This window comes from Knoellia sp. S7-12 (assembly GCF_040518285.1).
GTDB lineage: Bacteria > Actinomycetota > Actinomycetes > Actinomycetales > Dermatophilaceae > Knoellia.
This window is the reverse complement of the sequence record NZ_CP155449.1, coordinates 2,128,184-2,142,837: the sequence shown is the minus strand read 5'-3', so window position 1 is coordinate 2,142,837 and position 14,654 is coordinate 2,128,184. Positions and strand designations below refer to the sequence as shown.

General features: G+C 67.5%; 17 protein-coding genes and 1 tRNA gene. 4 read left to right on the top strand and 14 right to left on the bottom strand.

The window, feature by feature from the left end; genetic code table 11:
• The first annotated feature begins 27 nt into the window (after nucleotides 1–27).
• Nucleotides 28–873 (top strand): PAC2 family protein, encoded by an 846-nt coding sequence (locus tag V6K52_RS10335; RefSeq protein WP_353950032.1) that lies wholly within the window; start codon nucleotides 28–30, stop codon nucleotides 871–873.
• Nucleotides 874–1,036: 163 nt separating this feature from the next.
• Here V6K52_RS10335 and mshC read toward each other — a convergent pair whose 3' ends face one another.
• Genes mshC through V6K52_RS10295 form a run of 8 tightly spaced genes read right to left on the bottom strand, consistent with a single transcriptional unit; the run spans nucleotide 1,037 to nucleotide 6,891 of the window.
• The gene (gene mshC / locus V6K52_RS10330; protein WP_353950031.1) at nucleotides 1,037–2,290 is read right to left on the bottom strand and encodes a cysteine--1-D-myo-inosityl 2-amino-2-deoxy-alpha-D-glucopyranoside ligase; all 1,254 of its coding nucleotides are present in this window, start codon (nucleotides 2,288–2,290) and stop codon (nucleotides 1,037–1,039) included.
• Nucleotides 2,291–2,313: 23 nt separating this feature from the next.
• Entirely contained in the window at nucleotides 2,314–3,105 is a 792-nt protein-coding gene (locus V6K52_RS10325) for an SCO1664 family protein (RefSeq protein ID WP_353950030.1), read from the bottom strand.
• Between the two features lie 3 nt (nucleotides 3,106–3,108).
• The gene (locus V6K52_RS10320; protein ID WP_353950029.1) at nucleotides 3,109–3,618 is read right to left on the bottom strand and encodes a DUF3090 domain-containing protein; all 510 of its coding nucleotides are present in this window, start codon (nucleotides 3,616–3,618) and stop codon (nucleotides 3,109–3,111) included.
• A gap of 9 nt (nucleotides 3,619–3,627) precedes the next feature.
• Entirely contained in the window at nucleotides 3,628–4,359 is a 732-nt protein-coding gene (locus tag V6K52_RS10315) for an ABC transporter ATP-binding protein (protein ID WP_353950028.1), read from the bottom strand.
• Nucleotides 4,356–5,117 carry a cobalt ECF transporter T component CbiQ gene (gene cbiQ, locus V6K52_RS10310; RefSeq protein WP_353950027.1) on the bottom strand — a complete coding sequence of 254 codons (762 nt, stop codon included), beginning with the start codon at nucleotides 5,115–5,117 and terminating at the stop codon, nucleotides 4,356–4,358. Before cbiQ ends, V6K52_RS10315 begins: the two co-directional genes overlap by 4 nt.
• A 1-nt stretch (nucleotide 5,118) precedes the next feature.
• Nucleotides 5,119–5,448 (bottom strand): PDGLE domain-containing protein, encoded by a 330-nt coding sequence (locus V6K52_RS10305; RefSeq protein WP_353950026.1) that lies wholly within the window; start codon nucleotides 5,446–5,448, stop codon nucleotides 5,119–5,121.
• The gene (locus tag V6K52_RS10300) at nucleotides 5,445–6,137 is read right to left on the bottom strand and encodes an energy-coupling factor ABC transporter permease (RefSeq protein WP_353950025.1); all 693 of its coding nucleotides are present in this window, start codon (nucleotides 6,135–6,137) and stop codon (nucleotides 5,445–5,447) included. The genes V6K52_RS10305 and V6K52_RS10300 overlap by 4 nt, the downstream gene beginning before the upstream one ends.
• 55 nt (nucleotides 6,138–6,192) lie before the next feature.
• Entirely contained in the window at nucleotides 6,193–6,891 is a 699-nt protein-coding gene (locus V6K52_RS10295) for an MSMEG_4193 family putative phosphomutase (protein ID WP_353950024.1), read from the bottom strand.
• Nucleotides 6,892–6,911: 20 nt separating this feature from the next.
• Between V6K52_RS10295 and V6K52_RS10290 the strand changes: the two genes are divergently transcribed.
• Nucleotides 6,912–7,904: a magnesium and cobalt transport protein CorA gene (locus tag V6K52_RS10290; protein ID WP_353950023.1), complete on the top strand. Its 993-nt coding sequence runs from the start codon at nucleotides 6,912–6,914 to the stop codon at nucleotides 7,902–7,904.
• Nucleotides 7,905–7,954: 50 nt separating this feature from the next.
• Here V6K52_RS10290 and V6K52_RS10285 read toward each other — a convergent pair whose 3' ends face one another.
• The 3 genes from V6K52_RS10285 to V6K52_RS10275 are packed head-to-tail and all read right to left on the bottom strand — an operon-like array spanning nucleotide 7,955 to nucleotide 10,342.
• Nucleotides 7,955–8,836 carry an undecaprenyl-diphosphate phosphatase gene (locus V6K52_RS10285; protein WP_353950022.1) on the bottom strand — a complete coding sequence of 294 codons (882 nt, stop codon included), beginning with the start codon at nucleotides 8,834–8,836 and terminating at the stop codon, nucleotides 7,955–7,957.
• The gene (locus V6K52_RS10280; protein WP_353950021.1) at nucleotides 8,833–9,906 is read right to left on the bottom strand and encodes an LLM class F420-dependent oxidoreductase; all 1,074 of its coding nucleotides are present in this window, start codon (nucleotides 9,904–9,906) and stop codon (nucleotides 8,833–8,835) included. Before V6K52_RS10280 ends, V6K52_RS10285 begins: the two co-directional genes overlap by 4 nt.
• 58 nt (nucleotides 9,907–9,964) lie before the next feature.
• Nucleotides 9,965–10,342, bottom strand: coding sequence for a hypothetical protein (locus V6K52_RS10275; protein WP_353950020.1), 378 nt, complete (start codon nucleotides 10,340–10,342; stop codon nucleotides 9,965–9,967).
• Nucleotides 10,343–10,381: 39 nt separating this feature from the next.
• Here V6K52_RS10275 and V6K52_RS10270 point away from each other — a divergent pair, with 39 nt between their 5' ends.
• The gene (locus V6K52_RS10270) at nucleotides 10,382–10,603 is read left to right on the top strand and encodes a DUF5703 family protein (protein WP_353950019.1); all 222 of its coding nucleotides are present in this window, start codon (nucleotides 10,382–10,384) and stop codon (nucleotides 10,601–10,603) included.
• A 3-nt stretch (nucleotides 10,604–10,606) separates the two neighbouring features.
• On the opposite strand, the gene V6K52_RS10265 is transcribed toward V6K52_RS10270, so the two are convergent.
• Nucleotides 10,607–11,935 carry a M20/M25/M40 family metallo-hydrolase gene (locus V6K52_RS10265; RefSeq protein WP_353950018.1) on the bottom strand — a complete coding sequence of 443 codons (1,329 nt, stop codon included), beginning with the start codon at nucleotides 11,933–11,935 and terminating at the stop codon, nucleotides 10,607–10,609.
• A 103-nt stretch (nucleotides 11,936–12,038) separates the two neighbouring features.
• Here V6K52_RS10265 and V6K52_RS10260 point away from each other — a divergent pair.
• Nucleotides 12,039–12,123 (top strand) — tRNA-Leu (locus V6K52_RS10260).
• A 74-nt stretch (nucleotides 12,124–12,197) separates the two neighbouring features.
• Here the strand turns inward: V6K52_RS10260 and V6K52_RS10255 are convergent.
• Both V6K52_RS10255 and V6K52_RS10250 read right to left on the bottom strand, forming a co-directional pair.
• Nucleotides 12,198–13,097, bottom strand: coding sequence for a bile acid:sodium symporter family protein (locus V6K52_RS10255; protein WP_353950017.1), 900 nt, complete (start codon nucleotides 13,095–13,097; stop codon nucleotides 12,198–12,200).
• Between the two features lie 29 nt (nucleotides 13,098–13,126).
• Nucleotides 13,127–14,650, bottom strand: a complete 1,524-nt coding sequence (locus tag V6K52_RS10250; protein ID WP_353950016.1) for a serine/threonine-protein kinase — start codon at nucleotides 14,648–14,650, stop codon at nucleotides 13,127–13,129.
• Between the last annotated feature and the right edge of the window lie 4 nt (nucleotides 14,651–14,654).

The following is a 14,654-nucleotide window of genomic DNA, read 5'->3' as shown; positions in this document are numbered from 1 at the left end:
TGGAGTCGTACCTACAAGGAGGACGCGTTGATCGAGCTCGACGATCTGCCCGAGTTGGAGAATGCCGTGATGATTGCGGCCTTCGAGGGCTGGAATGACGCCGGTGATGCGGCCAGCGGCGTCATCGAGCACTTGGCCCAGCTGTGGGACGCCGAGCCGGTCGCGGCACTGGACCCCGAGGACTACTACGACTTCCAGGTCAACCGACCCCGGGTCGTCTCCGAGGGGGGGCAGCGCCGGATCAGCTGGCGCACGACCCGCATCCTCGTGGCGACCAACACCTCGATCGGTCGCGACGTCATCCTCGTCCAAGGCGTCGAGCCGTCCTTCAGGTGGCGCTCGTTCGCCATCGAGCTCATGGAGCTGGCGCAGGCAGCCGACGTCACGACGGTCATCACTCTCGGCGCGCTCCTCGCCGACGTCGCGCACACGCGCCCGATCCAGGTGACTGCGACGTCGGACAACGAGGAGACACGTCACCGCCACGACCTCGAGGCCAGCACGTACGAAGGCCCCACCGGCATCGTGGGCGTCATCGCTGATGCGGCCATCCAGGTGGGCGTCAACTCGATCTCCGTGTGGGCAGCCGTGCCGCACTATGCCCACCACACGCCCTCTCCCAAGGCCACCCGTGCGCTGGTGTCGCGCCTCGAGGAGCTGCTCGACGGACCGATCGACCATGAGGGCCTTGACGACGACGCCCAGGCTTGGGAGCACGGTCTGGATGCGCTGGCCTCCGAGGACTCAGAGGTCGCTGAGTACGTCGAGTCTCTCGAGGAGGCCCAGGACACGGCCCAGCTGCCCGAGGCCAGCGGAGACGCCATCGCCAAGGAATTCGAGCGCTACCTGCGCAAACGGCGCGCCGACGACTGAAGCCCCAAGGCCCCATGGCGTTGCTCGGGACGTGCGTCCGACCGTGGGACTGCGCGCTGACAGCGGTAGGAGGACTGAACCCGGAAGGCGCGCGCAGGCCGGAGGGCGGCTGAGCGCGTCTCGAGTGATGCGAGGGCCGGGCCGGGCCGGGCGCCCGCGCCGGTCAGACGCGGACGCCGAGAAGGGCGTCGAGGGCACGGCCGAGAACGCCCGGAGCCGACGGCTCCACGCCCCCGGTCGTCAGGGTCTGGTCGGCCCACAGGTCGACCGCGGTGAGGGCACGCGGTGCATCCAGGTCGTCGGAGAGCGCGGCGCGGATCGCTGTCACGGTCGCATCCGCCGAGGGCGCCGAGTTGACCGAGAGTGCCTCGCGCCACCGCTCGAGCCGGACCTGGGCTGACGTGAGCATGTCGGGTGTGTAGTCCCAGTCGTCGCGGTAGTGCTGAGCCAGGAGCACCAGCCGGATCGCCATCGGGTCCACGCCGTCCTCGCGCAACCGCGAGACGAGGACGAGGTTGCCGCGGGACTTGCTCATCTTGTGACCGTCGAGGCCGACCATTCCGGCGTGGGCGTGGACCCGGGCGTATTCCTCGACCCCGATGGCACTCGCCTGGGCGACGGTCATCTCGTGGTGGGGGAAGATCAGGTCGGAGCCTCCGCCGTTGACATCGATTGGCATCCCGAGCCGGTCGAGCGCGATCGCGGTGCACTCGACGTGCCACCCGGGGCGACCGGCGGGCAGGTCTTCGAACTCCCATGAGGGTTCACCCTCACGGGCGGCCCGCCACAGCAGGGGGTCAAGGACGTCCCGCTTGCCGGGGCGGTCGGGGTCGCCGCCGCGTTCGGCGAAGACCGCCAGCATCTGCTCACGTGTCCACCCGGAGACCTTGCCGAAGTCTGAGACCCGGGACAGGTCGACATAGAGGTCCGGCCCGGTTGTGCCTTCCGAGTCCACGTTGGGCAGTTCGTAAGCCGCCCCGCTCTCGATCGTGCGACGCACCAGGTCCGCGATGACGGGCAGCGCCTCGACGACGCCGATGTAGTCCTCCGGCGGAATGACCTGCAGTGCGGTCATGTCCTCGCGGAAGAGGTCGATCTCGGCGACGGCCAGGTCACGCCAATCGATGCCGTCTCGTGTGGCGCGCTCGAGCAGCGGGTCGTCCACGTCGGTGACGTTCTGCGTGTAGTGCACCTCGTGCCCGTTGTCGCGCAGCACCCGCACCACGAGGTCGAAGGCGACGTAGGTCGCGGCGTGTCCGAGATGGGTCGCGTCATAGGGAGTGATCCCGCAGACATAGAGCCGAGCGACCGGTCCGGGCGTGACCTCCTGCAACTCTCCCGAACTGGTGTCGTGCAGGCGAAGTGCCGACCCGTCTCCGGGGATGGCGGGCAGGAACGGAGGCGGCCACGAGATCACCAACGCAGCCTACGGCGCGGGAATCACATCGCTGGCCAGGGGATGGCCGGCCAGCCGGGTAGGGGTAGCGGATGCCTCCGAACCTCGAGCAGCTGATCGGCTCGGGCGCCGAGTGCGCTCACCTCCTCGAGTGTGAGGAGGTCAGCGAGGAGGGAGGCCAGGTCACCTGTGCCAAGGGCGTCACGGACGCGCTCGACCCTGGCCACGTCGGCGGCCGCCAGATCCTCGCCGGCCCAGCCCCACAGCACGGTGCGCAGCTTGGGCTCGACGCCGAGACTGACTCCGTGGTCGACGCCCCACACCGCCCCATTGATCCGCAGCAGATGCCCACCCTTGCGGTCGGAGTTGTTGATGAGGGCGTCGAAGACTGCCGCAGTGCGCACACCCGCCTCGACCGCGTGCGCGACGACGACCTCCTCACCCTCTGGTGTCTCACCGCGAAGCACCTCGCGCCAGCCGGCAGGGACCTCCCCGGGGGCGACGACGTCGACAACCATGTCAGGCGCGGTGTGTGGCTCTCCGACCCACTGTTGCGTCGCGGCGAGGCCCCACGGCCCCTCGTGCAGGACGGTCGGCGGAACGACGCCGAAGCCTCCGGCTTCGCTGATGAGGTATGCCGCCCGCTCACGTCCCGCCAGCGTCCCGTCGGGGTAGTCCCAGAGCGGCCGTTCCAGGGCCACCGGTTTGTGGATCGCGAGCCGGGATTCCTCGTCGAGACTCACCCGCACCAGGACGGCACCGTTGGAGGACTCGACGATGCGGCCCAGCGGCTCGACCTCGCCGGACTCGAGGAGGCGTTCGACCTCGGTGGTCACGAGCTAGCGCTTGTATCCGTTGGACCGGGGGCAGATGTGTCCCTCGGGGTCGAGAGGCTGACCGCAGAAGGGGCAGGGTGGCCGGCCGGCGGCGACGATCGCCTGACAGCGCCGGGCGAAGGCGCGAGCGTTCGTGGCATCGAGGACCACCCGGAGGGTGTCGCCGGGCACGGCCTCTTCCGGATCGAGGTCGTGGCACTCGATGACGACGGTGGACCGGTCCTCGTCCCACGCCAGACTCACCGTGTCGACTCGGAACTCGTCCTCGATCGGGGTCTCGAGGGCCTCGGTGTCGGTCAGGTGCTCAGCCATCGCGTCCGAGGCCTGCGGTCCACCGACGGTGTCGAGGAGATCCGAGATCCGGTCGGCGAGGATGCTGACCTGAACCTTCTCGATCGAGATGGAGACGAGGCGGCCTCCACCGCGCGCCTGCAGGAAGAAGGTACGGCCTCCGGGAGGGCCGACGGTGCCGGCGACAAAGCGCTCTGGCGGGTCGAAGTCACTGATCGCCATGCGGGCAGACTAACCCGAGAAGCCCCACGGCAGTTCGAGGCGGTGGGCCGCGAGCAGGGCGTCGTCCTTGAGCAGTGCCCTGGTGACCCCATCAGCCGCCACGATCCCGTCGGACAGAATGACCGACCGCTCACACAGTTGCAGCGCGAAAGCCAGGTCATGGGTGACCATCAGGACCGTGACGTCGAGCGACTGGATCAGCTCCCCCAGCTCGCGTCGTGAGGTGGGGTCGAGGTTGGACGAGGGCTCGTCGAGCACAAGGATCTCGGGCTCCATCGCCAGCACCGTCGCGATGGCGACCCGCCTGCGCTGACCGTACGACAGGTGGTGGGGTGCCCGGTCGGCAAAGTCCTTCATGCCCACGGCCGTGAGGGCCGCGTCGACGCGATTCTGCAGCTCCCCACCACGCAGTCCGAGGTTGGCCGGACCGAAGGCGACGTCGTCCCGCACGGTGGGCATGAAGAGCTGGTCGTCCGGGTCCTGGAACACGATGCCAACCCGACGACGGATCTCGAGGTGGTTCTCCCGAACCACCGGCAGACCCGAGACGGTGACGGTGCCAGCCCCTGCCTCCAGGATCCCGTTGAGGTGGAGCACGAGCGTGGTCTTGCCGGCGCCGTTGGGCCCGAGCAGGGCCACCCGTTCACCGCGGTGGACGTGGAGGTCGACACCGAACAGGGCTTGATGGCCATCGGGGTAGGCAAAGGCCAGGCCCTGGATGTCGAGGACTGGTGTGCTCATGTGGCATGCACCACCACGAGTGCGATGACACCGAGCGCAGCCGGCGCGAGCCCACGCAACCAGTCACCGCGGTCAGCATCCAGCGGGTCGGTCACGGGCATCCGGCCGTTGTAGCCACGCGACATCATCGCGAGGTGCACGCGCTCCCCGCGTTCGTAGCTGCGGATGAAGAGGGCGCCGGCGCTCGTTGCGATCACCGGCCACGCACGCACGGACCGTGCCGTGAAGGCCCGAGACTCTCTGGCGACCTTCATGCGCTGGGCCTGCGATCCGACGACACCGAGGTATCGCACCATGAACGCGAGGATCTGGACGAGTCGGTCCGGCACCCGGAGATGTTGCAGGGCTCGCACGAGGTCGCGACTGGACGTCGTCGTGGCGAACGCGACCGCCATGAGCACGCTCGTCGTCGCGGTGAGGAGGAGGGCGATGCTCGCCTCGACCCCGTCACGCGAGACGGTGAACGGTCCCAGCTCCATCGCAGGACCAGTCGCCACAAAGGGAAGAACGAGTGCGAAGACGACGAACGGCGTCTCGACGACGAGCCGGGATGCGACGTGACGCAACGGGACCCGCGTCGCGAGGACCACCACCGCAGCGACCATCAACATCGCCACCCGCGCGCCATGTGCGTCCCGAGGAAGTGCCACGACGAGCAGGACAAACGTGACCAGACCGACGAGCTTGACGTGCGCCGGCAGTCGGTGGACGACCGAGTCTCCGTCGACGTGGAGGTGCGGGCCGAGCTCGGCTCCCATCTCAGCCGTCGTCGCGTGAGCCGTGACGGCGGAGGAGGTGCATGAGCCCGAAGGCGATGACCGCGACGACGACGACACCGACAAGGCCCGCGAGCCCGCCCGACAGCCGGGCGTTCTCGACGCCCGCGGTGCCGTAGTCAGCGAACGGCGAGGCTCCGGCGGCGTGCTCACCGGCAGAGTCGCTGAAGCCGAGCCGCTCGGCGACGAACTCGAGGCCGTCGGGGTTGCCAGAGGCCCACAGCGAGACGATTCCGGCGAGCAGGAGGCAGATGACGAGGCCCGTGAGGACGAGCCGCTTCGTCGAGATCTGGGGACGAGGTGCGAGGCTCATGCTCGTGCCTCCATGCGGATCTCGAGGTGTCGGGTCTGAACCAACCCACGTGCCCCGTGCACGAGGTCGGGACGGGTGGCAATGATGCTGCCGACGGCGAACAGCGTGATGACGCCCTCACCGAGGCCGATGACGGTGTGCCACCCCAGCATGGCAGTGACGAGGTCACCGAGCGGGATCGGCGCCCGTCCACCCACGGCATACAGGGCGGTGAAGGTGAGCGCGGCAATCGGCACCGACGTGAAGGCGGCCACGCCGGCCAACGCAGGCACCGCCCTGGCACCGGCCGACCGGGCGATCCGGCGCAGGCCGATGAAGACAAGCCAACCGGACCAGACCCCGACGATCGCCATGAGGGTGATGTTGGTTCCGAGAGCGGTGATGCCGCCGTCGGCGAAGAGGAGCGCTTGGACGGCGAGGACGACGGTGAGACACAGAGTGGCCGTCCACGGACCGACGAGCACCGCCGCCAGGGTTCCGCCCAAGAGGTGGCCCGAGGTGCCCGCACCCACCGGGAAGTTGAGCATCTGGGCCGCGAAGACGAAAACGGCGACGAGGCCGGCAAGCGGTGCGGTGCGGTCATCAAGCTCTCGACGAGCCCGGCTCAGCGCCAGGGAGACGCCGGCGACCGCCACCAGGGCCGTGCCGATCGACGTGGGTGCATCGAGGAACCCGTCCGGGACGTGCATGCCTGGGGCCTTCCTGAGGGCGAGCGCTTGTTGCATATTGTTTGCAACAAGGACTCTAGCCCGTTCCTCCGCCGATGATGGCGTCGCCCGCTGGCACGACCGTCGCGGCCTTCTGGTGCGAGCGGATGGCGTCGCCGGACGAGTTCACCGCCATGACCATCGCGCGCTCCCCCGACCGTCGGATGACCGAGACCGACGCCGGATCGACGTGCACGCGTTGGAGGCCACCGAGGCCGGCGCCCATGGCATCCGCGATGACTGCCTTGATCGGGTCGCCGTGGCTCACGGCGACCCAGATTGCGCCCGGGCCACGTTCTGCCTCAACCTCGGCGTCGATGCGGCGCACGGCCGCGACCAGCCGGGCCGACATCTGCGAAAGTGACTCAGCGGCATACCGGTCGCTGTCGGGAAAACGTGCCGACGCAGGATCGTCCTGAACGGTGCGCCACAGCGGATCTGACGTGAGCTCCGCGATCGGTCGACCAGTCCACCCGCCGTAGTGGCACTCACCCAGGTCGTCGACGACCTCTGCCGTCGCGCTGGGAAGGAGGAGCCCAGCGGTCTCGCGGCAGCGCTGGAGCGGGCTCGTGACGAGACGCGCAACCTCCGTGCCCGCCTCGGCCAGCCGGGCAGCGAGTCGGCCGACATCCGTGCGCCCGCGGTCGGTGAGCCCCACACCTTCGGTCCATCCCGCAAGGACGGCGTCGGCGTTGGCTGTCGAGTGTCCGTGTCGAACGAGCAGGAGCAGTGCCACGGCGCCCACTGTAGGCAACAATGTCGCGGGTGATCATCGACAAGGCGCTCTATCGAGACGGCAAGCGCGGATCGTGCGGCGATCTCAGTGACGAACTGGACGCCCTGAGGGCTGCCGGGACGAGCACTGACTTCCTCTGGATCGGCCTCAAGGACCCCTCGATGGCGGAGCTCGAGAACGCCAACGAGGAGCTCGGTCTCGGCCTGCACCCCCTCGCCATCGAGGATGCTGTCAGCGGCCGCCAGCGCGCCAAGATCGAGCTCTACGGACGCAACATCTTCGTCGTCCTCAAGACGCTGAGCTATATCGAGGCCACGTCCGACATCGAGACCGGCGAGCTCATGGTCCACGTCGGTGAGCACTTCGTTCTCACGATCCGCCGCGGTGAGATCAGCCCGTTGGCCGGCGTGCGCAAAGAGCTCGAGGACGAGCCGGACAAGTTGGCGCTCGGGCCGATGGCAGCCCTGCACGCGATCATCGACCGCATCGTCGACCAGTACCGCGACATCGACGTCGAAGTCGCCCGTGACATCGATGAGATCGAGGAGGCGGTCTTCTCGGAAGGGCTCGTGTCGTCGGACACCATCTACCGCCTCAAGCGGGAAGTGCTCGAGTTCCGCCGTGCCATCACCCCGCTCGGGTCCCCGTTGCAGATCCTGCACACGAGTCCCCGCAGCCCGCTACCCGATGACGAGTTGCGGCTGCTGTTCCGAGACATCGACGACCACCTGCACTTCGTCGCGGACCGCATCGAGTCCTACGACCGGCTTCTCACCGATGTCCTGAGCGCCAACCTCGCCAAGATCTCTGTGCAGCAGAACGGTGACATGCGCAAGATCTCGGCGTGGGTCGCGATCGCCGCAGTGCCGACGGCGATCGCCGGGATCTACGGGATGAACTTCGACAACATGCCCGAGCTGCGCTGGCAGTACGGCTACTTCATGATCCTCGGCCTCATGACGACCGTGTGCGTCAGCCTCTGGGTGACGTTCAAACGCGTCAAGTGGCTCTGACCCAGCGGACCCTGGCCCCCGGCAATACCTGACCCACCGCAGTGCAGGCGTCAGGTCGCGGTGATCCAGCCGGCCCCGAGCGCGAGGAACATGATCGCTCCGAGAACGACGCGGTAGGCGATGAACGACATGAGCGAGTTGTTCTGGACGAACTTGAGCAACCAGGCGATGGATGCATAGGCGACGACGAACGCCACGACCATCCCGGTGATGATCGGGCCGACGCCGAGGGCCTGGAGCGCATCGCCGTTCTCGAGCGTCTGATAGATGCCGGCACCAGTCAGCGCAGGGATAGCGAGGAAGAACGACAACTCGGTCGACGTGACGCGGTCGATGCCGCGCATGAGGCCAGCCGAGATGGTCGCCCCCGAACGTGAGACACCGGGGACGAGCGAGAAGCACTGGACGAGACCGATGATGAGCCCGTCCTTGACCGTCAGCGCGTCCTCACCTCGCTGCTCACCCTGTGCCTCGAGGACGTCGTGACGGCGTTCGGCCACCCACATGACGGCACTCCACAGGACGAGCGCGCCAGCGACGACCCACAGGCTGCGCAACGGCCCGGAGATGAGGTCCTTGAGGAGCAGGGCAGTGACGACGACGGGCAGGGAGCCGACGATGACCGCCCACGCAAGCTGGTAGTCGTGGTTCTGGCGCGCCTCCGCGCTGCGCAGTCCCGCGACCCAGGCGAGGAAGAGCCGCAGGATCTTCTTGCCGAAGTAGGTGAACGTCGCAAGGATCGCGCCGATCTGGATCAACGCGGTGTATGCCGTGACGGCAGGTGCGTCGACCGGCATACCGAGAAGCTTCTCGGCGATCGTGAGGTGGCCGGTGGACGAGACCGGGAGGTACTCGGTGAGGCCTTCGACGATGCCGAGGACAACGGACTGGAAGTAGCTGAGTTCGACGGGTGCGTCGACGGCGAAGATCACGGGGCGAGGCTTTCCTGGGCGGTGGACGGGACAAGCTCGGACATGACACGGAGGGTCTCGAGCCGCTCCTCGGTCGTCAACGCGAAGGGCGACACGGCCAGCGTCGTGACCCCGGCATCGGCGTAGCGCCCGATGCGCTCACCGATCCGTTCGGGTGAACCGATGAGTGAGGTCGCGTCGATGAATTCGAACGGCACGGCCTCTGCCGCGTCACGGTGCTGTCCGGCCAGGAAGAGCTCCTGGACCCGGGCAGCCTCCTTCTCGAAGCCCATGCGGCAGGCGAGCTGGTTGTAGAAGTTCTTCTCCTTGGAGCCCATGCCGCCGATGTAGAGCGCGGAGTATGCCGCGACCGCGCTCGCGCCCGCTTTGACATCGTCGGTGATGACGACCGGGACGGTCGGAACGATGTCGAACCCGTCGAGCGGGTTGTCCTCGGCGCCCTTGCCCGCGGCACGCCGTCCTGCGGCGATGGACTCGACGATGTCGCCGGAGTGCTCGGGCGAGAAGAAGATCGCGAGCCAGCCGTCGGCAATTTCGCCGGTGAGTTCAAGGTTCTTGGGACCCACCGCTGCGAGATAGATCGGAAGGTTTTCCTGGGTGGGAGCGATGGTCAGCTTGAGTGCTTTGCCCGGACCATCGGGAAGCGGAAGCGTGAAGTGCTCACCGGCATACTCCACGCGTTGACGGGCCAGGGCTTGGCGCACGATCTCGACGTACTCACGCGTCCGGGCCAGGGGCTTGGCGAAGCGCACGCCGTGCCAGCCCTCACTCACCTGGGGCCCAGAGACTCCGAGGCCGAGCCGGAAACGTCCTGCGGAGAGGTGATCCAGCGTCGCGGCGGTCATGGCCGTCATGGCCGGGGTGCGGGCCGGGATCTGCATCACCGCAGAGCCGAGACCGATGTGTTCGGTCTTTGCGCCGATCCACGCCAGGAAGCTCACCGTGTCGCTGCCGTAGGCCTCGGCGACCCACGCCGAGTCGTAGCCGAGGCGGTCAGCCTCTGCCGCCAGAGTGAGCATGTCCTGGCTCGTGGAGAGCCCCATGTAGCCGAGATTCACTGCCAGTCGCATGGCGTCAACCGTAGTGGCGGCGTGCGACCTCGCCGTCACCGAGGTTCAGTCAGCGGACCTACGCGTCTACGTTGCGGCTGGCGTCCGCCTGCTCGCCGTCGGTAGTGCTGTCATCCGACTCGTCGTCGAACTCCTCGTCGTCGAGCCCGGAGTAAACGCCGTCGTCGTCGTCCTCGTCGAGGTCGTCCTCATCCAGGTCGTCCTCGTCGTCATCATCATCATCGTCGCTGTCGTCGCCGGTATAGACGTCGAGCGGTGTCATCTCGCCGAAGGCTTCGTAGAGCACGTTGTCGTAGGTCTCGAACGCGTCCAGCAGGTCGTCGTAGGCCGCCGCCACCGTCGGGTCGTCCTCACCGCGACGACCAGAGCACGCCTCGAGGTGACGTTCGAAGGCGGAGACGAGGAGGGAAAGGGCGGCACGTGGGTCGGCGCTCATAGTCCAGAACGGTAGCGCCTCGTGCGTCACAATGGGTCGATGGTCGAATATGAGTATCGGGTCCTGTCGTTCGGACGCGACACCGGCCGGGGCGACATCCGACGTGAACTCACGGAGCATGCCGAATACGGCCGCTGGGAACTGCACCGCACTCGCATCTACATCGGTGGCATCACGCGAACCTGGTTGCGGCGCAAGATCATCCGCGCTCGCCGGACGTCCTCACCACCCAGCGCACTCGTGGCCGAAGACCGCGGCTGAAGGTCAGCTGGTCTCGATGAGCCGCTGCAGGACCCGGGCACCGAATCGTAACGACTCGGTGGGCACGCGCTCGTTGATGCCGTGGAACATCGGTGCAAAATCGAGATCCGCCGGAAGCCGCAATGGTGCGAAGCCGTAGCCCGTGATCCCCAGCAGTGAGAGCGCCTTGTTGTCCGTGCCGCCGGAGAGGCAGTAGGGCAGCACCTCGGCGTCGGGGTCCTCGGCCTTGAGCGCCGCGACCATGGCCTCGACGAGCGGGCCCTCGAAAGGCGAGTCCAGGGCGATGTCGCGGTGGAGCACCTCGATCGTGACGTGCTCTCCCACGAGGTCCTTGACGGTCTGCATGAGCTCATCCTCATGACCCGGCAGGAAGCGGCAGTCGACGTTGGCGCTCGCGTGCTGCGGGATGACGTTGTGCTTGTAGCCGGCGTCGAGCATCGTCACGTTGCTCGTGTCCTGCAACGTGCCTCGCACGAATCCCTGTGCACCGCCGAGGTGTTCGAGCAGTTCCTCGGCGTCCTCGTCGGAGTAGCTCACCCCGGTGAGTTCGCTCAGTCCGTCGAGGAGGGTGCGCACGGACGGGATGTATTCGCGGGGCCACTTGTGCGCAGCAAGACGGCTGATCGCCTCGGCGAGGCGGGCGATGGGGTTCTCGTCATTGGGCACCGAGCCGTGTCCGGCGCGACCTGTGGCGGTGAGCCGGATCCAGGCGATGCCCTTCTCTGCGGTCTGCAGGAGGTAGGCGCGGGTTTCGCCGCCGTCGGCCGTCGGCACGGTGACGCTGTAGCCACCGACCTCGCTGATGGCTTCGCTGACGCCCTCGAACAGGTCGGGGCGGTTCTCGATGAGGAAGTGGGAGCCCCTGACTCCCCCGGCCTCCTCGTCGGCGAAGAACGCGATGACGAGGTCGCGCGGCGGGACGATGCCCTCACGGGCGATGTGTCGGACACAGGCGATGATCATCGCGTCCATGTCCTTCATGTCGACCGCGCCACGACCCCAGATGCAGCCGTCCTTCTCAAGCCCTGAGAACGGGTCGACCTCCCAGTCCTTGGCGTCGGCGGGGACGACATCGAGGTGGCCGTGGATGCAGAGTGCCCCGCGCTCGCGGTCGGCGCCCGGGATGCGCACGACGACCGAGGCACGGCCCGGGTCCGATTCGATGATCTCCGGCTCGAGCCCGACCTCGCGGAAGAGTCCGGCGACGTGGTCGGCAGCGGCCCGTTCCCCCGGGCCAGAGCCGTCACCGTAGTTCGACGTGTCGATGCGGATGAGGTCCTGACAGATGCCGACGACCTCGTCCTCGGGGCGGCTCTTCGTGGTCTGTGTCATGCCTTCCACCCTAGGTCGCAGACCCGATTTCTCGATGCGCCGGTATGCCGTGTAAAGTTCCGGCACGTTGCAGGCACCGCTCCACGGGTGCTGCGAACACCTCGTCCGGGTGGCGGAAATGGCAGACGCGCTAGCTTGAGGTGCTAGTCCTCGTATAGAGGGTGGGGGTTCAAGTCCCCCCTCGGACACAGATCGCGCCCCGAGTCCTTGCAGGTCAAGGACTCGGGGCGCTTCTCTTTGCCCTGTGGCTGGTCGGGGCGTGTCAGCGGCCGCGCTGGCTCGCCGACTTCGACCTGTCGCTGCTGCTCAGGACGGCACGGTTACGGACCGCGATTCCGAACACCGCCGCGATCGGGAACATCAGCACCCCGTAGACCGCCGACGGGACCGACATCTCTGCGTTGCCGATGACCGTGATCGCCATCGCGATGGCCAGGGTGCTGTTGTGGATACCGATCTCGAAGCCACAGGCCACGGCTTGGTCCTCAGTGAGACCCAGTCGGCGCGGAATCAGGTAACCCACGGTCAACGAAATGAGGCAGAAGATCGCTGCCACGACCCCCACCTGGACGAGGTACGTGGTGATGTTGTCCCTCTCGGAGAACATCGCCCCGACGACGACCGCGATCAGCAGAATCGCTGAGGCGGTGCGCACGGGTCGGTCCATGCGATCGGCGAAAGCGGCCGATCGATGCCGCACGAGCATCCCGGCGAGGACGGGGATGAGGACGATGGCGAAGACCTGCAGGAGCTTGTCGAACTGGAGCCCGATCTGGGTCGACTCGTCGACGAAGTGGGCGATGGCCCACCCAGTCAGCAGTGGAAGCGTGACGATCGCGATGACCGAGTTGATCGCCGTGAGGGTGATGTTGAGCGCGACATCACCCCGGAAGAGGTGGCTGTAGAGGTTGGCCGTCGTCCCACCTGGAGACGCGGCAAGGATCACGAAGCCCACGGCGAGCAAGGGCGGCAGGTCGAAGAGCTTGACGAGCCCGAACGCCACCAACGGCAGAATCACGAGCTGGCAGACGAGGGCGATCGCCACGGCACGCGGACTTTGGGCCACTCGGCGGAAGTCACCAGGCGTCAGTGACAGGCCGAGACCGAACATGATGACGGCGAGCGCGATCGGCAGGCCGACGGAGATGAGAGCGGAATCCATGGGCGGACCGTACCGCCCGTAAACCTCGCTCAGGAGCCGAACGTGTCAGCCGCCTCACCAAGGTCGCCCAGCGGTCCCTCGAGTGCAGCGGCTCCGGTACCACTGAGCTTGTCTTCCTGCAGGGCCTGGTCGAGTTCGCTCTCGATGTCGCCGACAAGGGAGTTCACCGCCGGCGCGTCTTCGTCGCGGACGGCCTTGTTGATGTCGCGCAACTTGCCCTGGATCGTCTTCGCCACGTCCGAGTCGAGGTCGTCCGCAGACAGACCGCCCACCGCGTCTCCCATTGCCGCGGTGGCGTCGGTGACCGCCTTGCCGGTCTCGGCCGGAGGTGGGGGCGTCGTGGGTGTCGTTGGCGTCGATGACGGTGTAGGTGTGGTCGTCACCGTCACGGTCGGGTTGGGCGTTGACGTCTGCGGTGTGGGCGTGGCGGGCTCCGTCGTCGGTGCCGCCGGCGTGGTCTGCGAGTTCGGCGTGCTGTTGGTGGGCGTGTTTGTGGTGTCGTTGGCCTGGTTCTGAAGGACCCACCAGATGCCGGCGGCAGCGAGGGCGGCCGCCAGGAGCAGGAGCCAGATCCAGGTGCGCGATCGTCGCGGCTCGGCTTCCCAGGCCGGCTCTGCAGGCTCTGGGTAGGCCGGCTCGTTCCACTCTTCCTGTCGCGGCACCACGCTCGTCGGCGCGGCGGCCGCAGCCGCCGGTCGAAGCACCTCGGTCACGGCTGGCGCGGTGTGGGAGCGCAGCAGCTCGGCGACCTCACTTCCAGACTGCGGACGCAGCGCAGGGTCCTTGGCAAGGAGCGAGGTGACGATGGCGGCAAGGTCTGCGGGAGTGTCCGGACGAAGGTCGCGGACATCCCCGGGGATGTCGTGGGCGTGCTTCATGAGGATGGCCACCGGCGTGGGAGCTGTGAACGGTGGCTTGCCAGTCAACAACGTGTGCAGGACACATCCGAGGGCATAGAGATCGGCGCGGGCGTCGACGCGCTGCCCGGTCGCCTGCTCGGGCGCGAGATACTCGGCCGTGCCGACGATCGTGTCGGTCATCGTCAGTTGGTGCTGCCCCAGCGCCTCGTCGACGAGCTGGGTGATGCCGAAGTCGAGGACCTTGGCGGTGCCGTCCGCGGCATACGAGATGTTGCCGGGCTTGATGTCTCGGTGCACGATGCCGGCGTCGTGGGCGGCCTGCAATGCTCCGGCCACCTCGTAGCCGATGATGCGCACCTCGTCGACGGGCAACGGACCGGAGTCGCGCACCTGCTCGGCGAGCGTCGGTCCCGGGAGAAGCTCCATGACGAGGTATGCCGTGTGGTCCTCGACACCCGTGTCGAAGACCGTGACGATGTGCGGGTGATTCAGAGCCGCGGTCGCCCGTGCCTCACGCCGGAAGCGCTCGCCCGCGTTGTCGCTGTCGGGCCCGGTGAGGTCGACAGTCTTGACGGCCACCTCACGACCGAGCATCTCGTCGTCGGCACGCCACACCACGGCCATGCCACCTCGCCCCTGCGGGGCGCCAAGTCGATAGCGACCGCCGAGCAGCCGCCCTTGCGTCGTGCTCATGCAT

Bases quoted from the DNA above. Each gene is read 5' to 3' on its own strand.
- V6K52_RS10320 (WP_353950029.1), bottom strand. From the start codon at position 3,618: ATGGCGATCAGTGACTTCGACCCGCCAGAGCGCTTTGTCGCCGGCACC.
- V6K52_RS10315 (WP_353950028.1), bottom strand. From the start codon at position 4,359: ATGAGCACACCAGTCCTCGACATCCAGGGCCTGGCCTTTGCCTACCCC.
- cbiQ (WP_353950027.1), bottom strand. From the start codon at position 5,117: ATGGGAGCCGAGCTCGGCCCGCACCTCCACGTCGACGGAGACTCGGTC.
- V6K52_RS10305 (WP_353950026.1), bottom strand. From the start codon at position 5,448: ATGAGCCTCGCACCTCGTCCCCAGATCTCGACGAAGCGGCTCGTCCTC.
- V6K52_RS10300 (WP_353950025.1), bottom strand. From the start codon at position 6,137: ATGCACGTCCCGGACGGGTTCCTCGATGCACCCACGTCGATCGGCACG.
- V6K52_RS10290 (WP_353950023.1), top strand. From the start codon at position 6,912: ATGTCGCGGGTGATCATCGACAAGGCGCTCTATCGAGACGGCAAGCGC.
- V6K52_RS10280 (WP_353950021.1), bottom strand. From the start codon at position 9,906: ATGCGACTGGCAGTGAATCTCGGCTACATGGGGCTCTCCACGAGCCAG.
- V6K52_RS10275 (WP_353950020.1), bottom strand. From the start codon at position 10,342: ATGAGCGCCGACCCACGTGCCGCCCTTTCCCTCCTCGTCTCCGCCTTC.
- V6K52_RS10270 (WP_353950019.1), top strand. From the start codon at position 10,382: ATGGTCGAATATGAGTATCGGGTCCTGTCGTTCGGACGCGACACCGGC.
- V6K52_RS10265 (WP_353950018.1), bottom strand. From the start codon at position 11,935: ATGACACAGACCACGAAGAGCCGCCCCGAGGACGAGGTCGTCGGCATC.
- V6K52_RS10255 (WP_353950017.1), bottom strand. From the start codon at position 13,097: ATGGATTCCGCTCTCATCTCCGTCGGCCTGCCGATCGCGCTCGCCGTC.
- V6K52_RS10250 (WP_353950016.1), bottom strand. From the start codon at position 14,650: ATGAGCACGACGCAAGGGCGGCTGCTCGGCGGTCGCTATCGACTTGGC.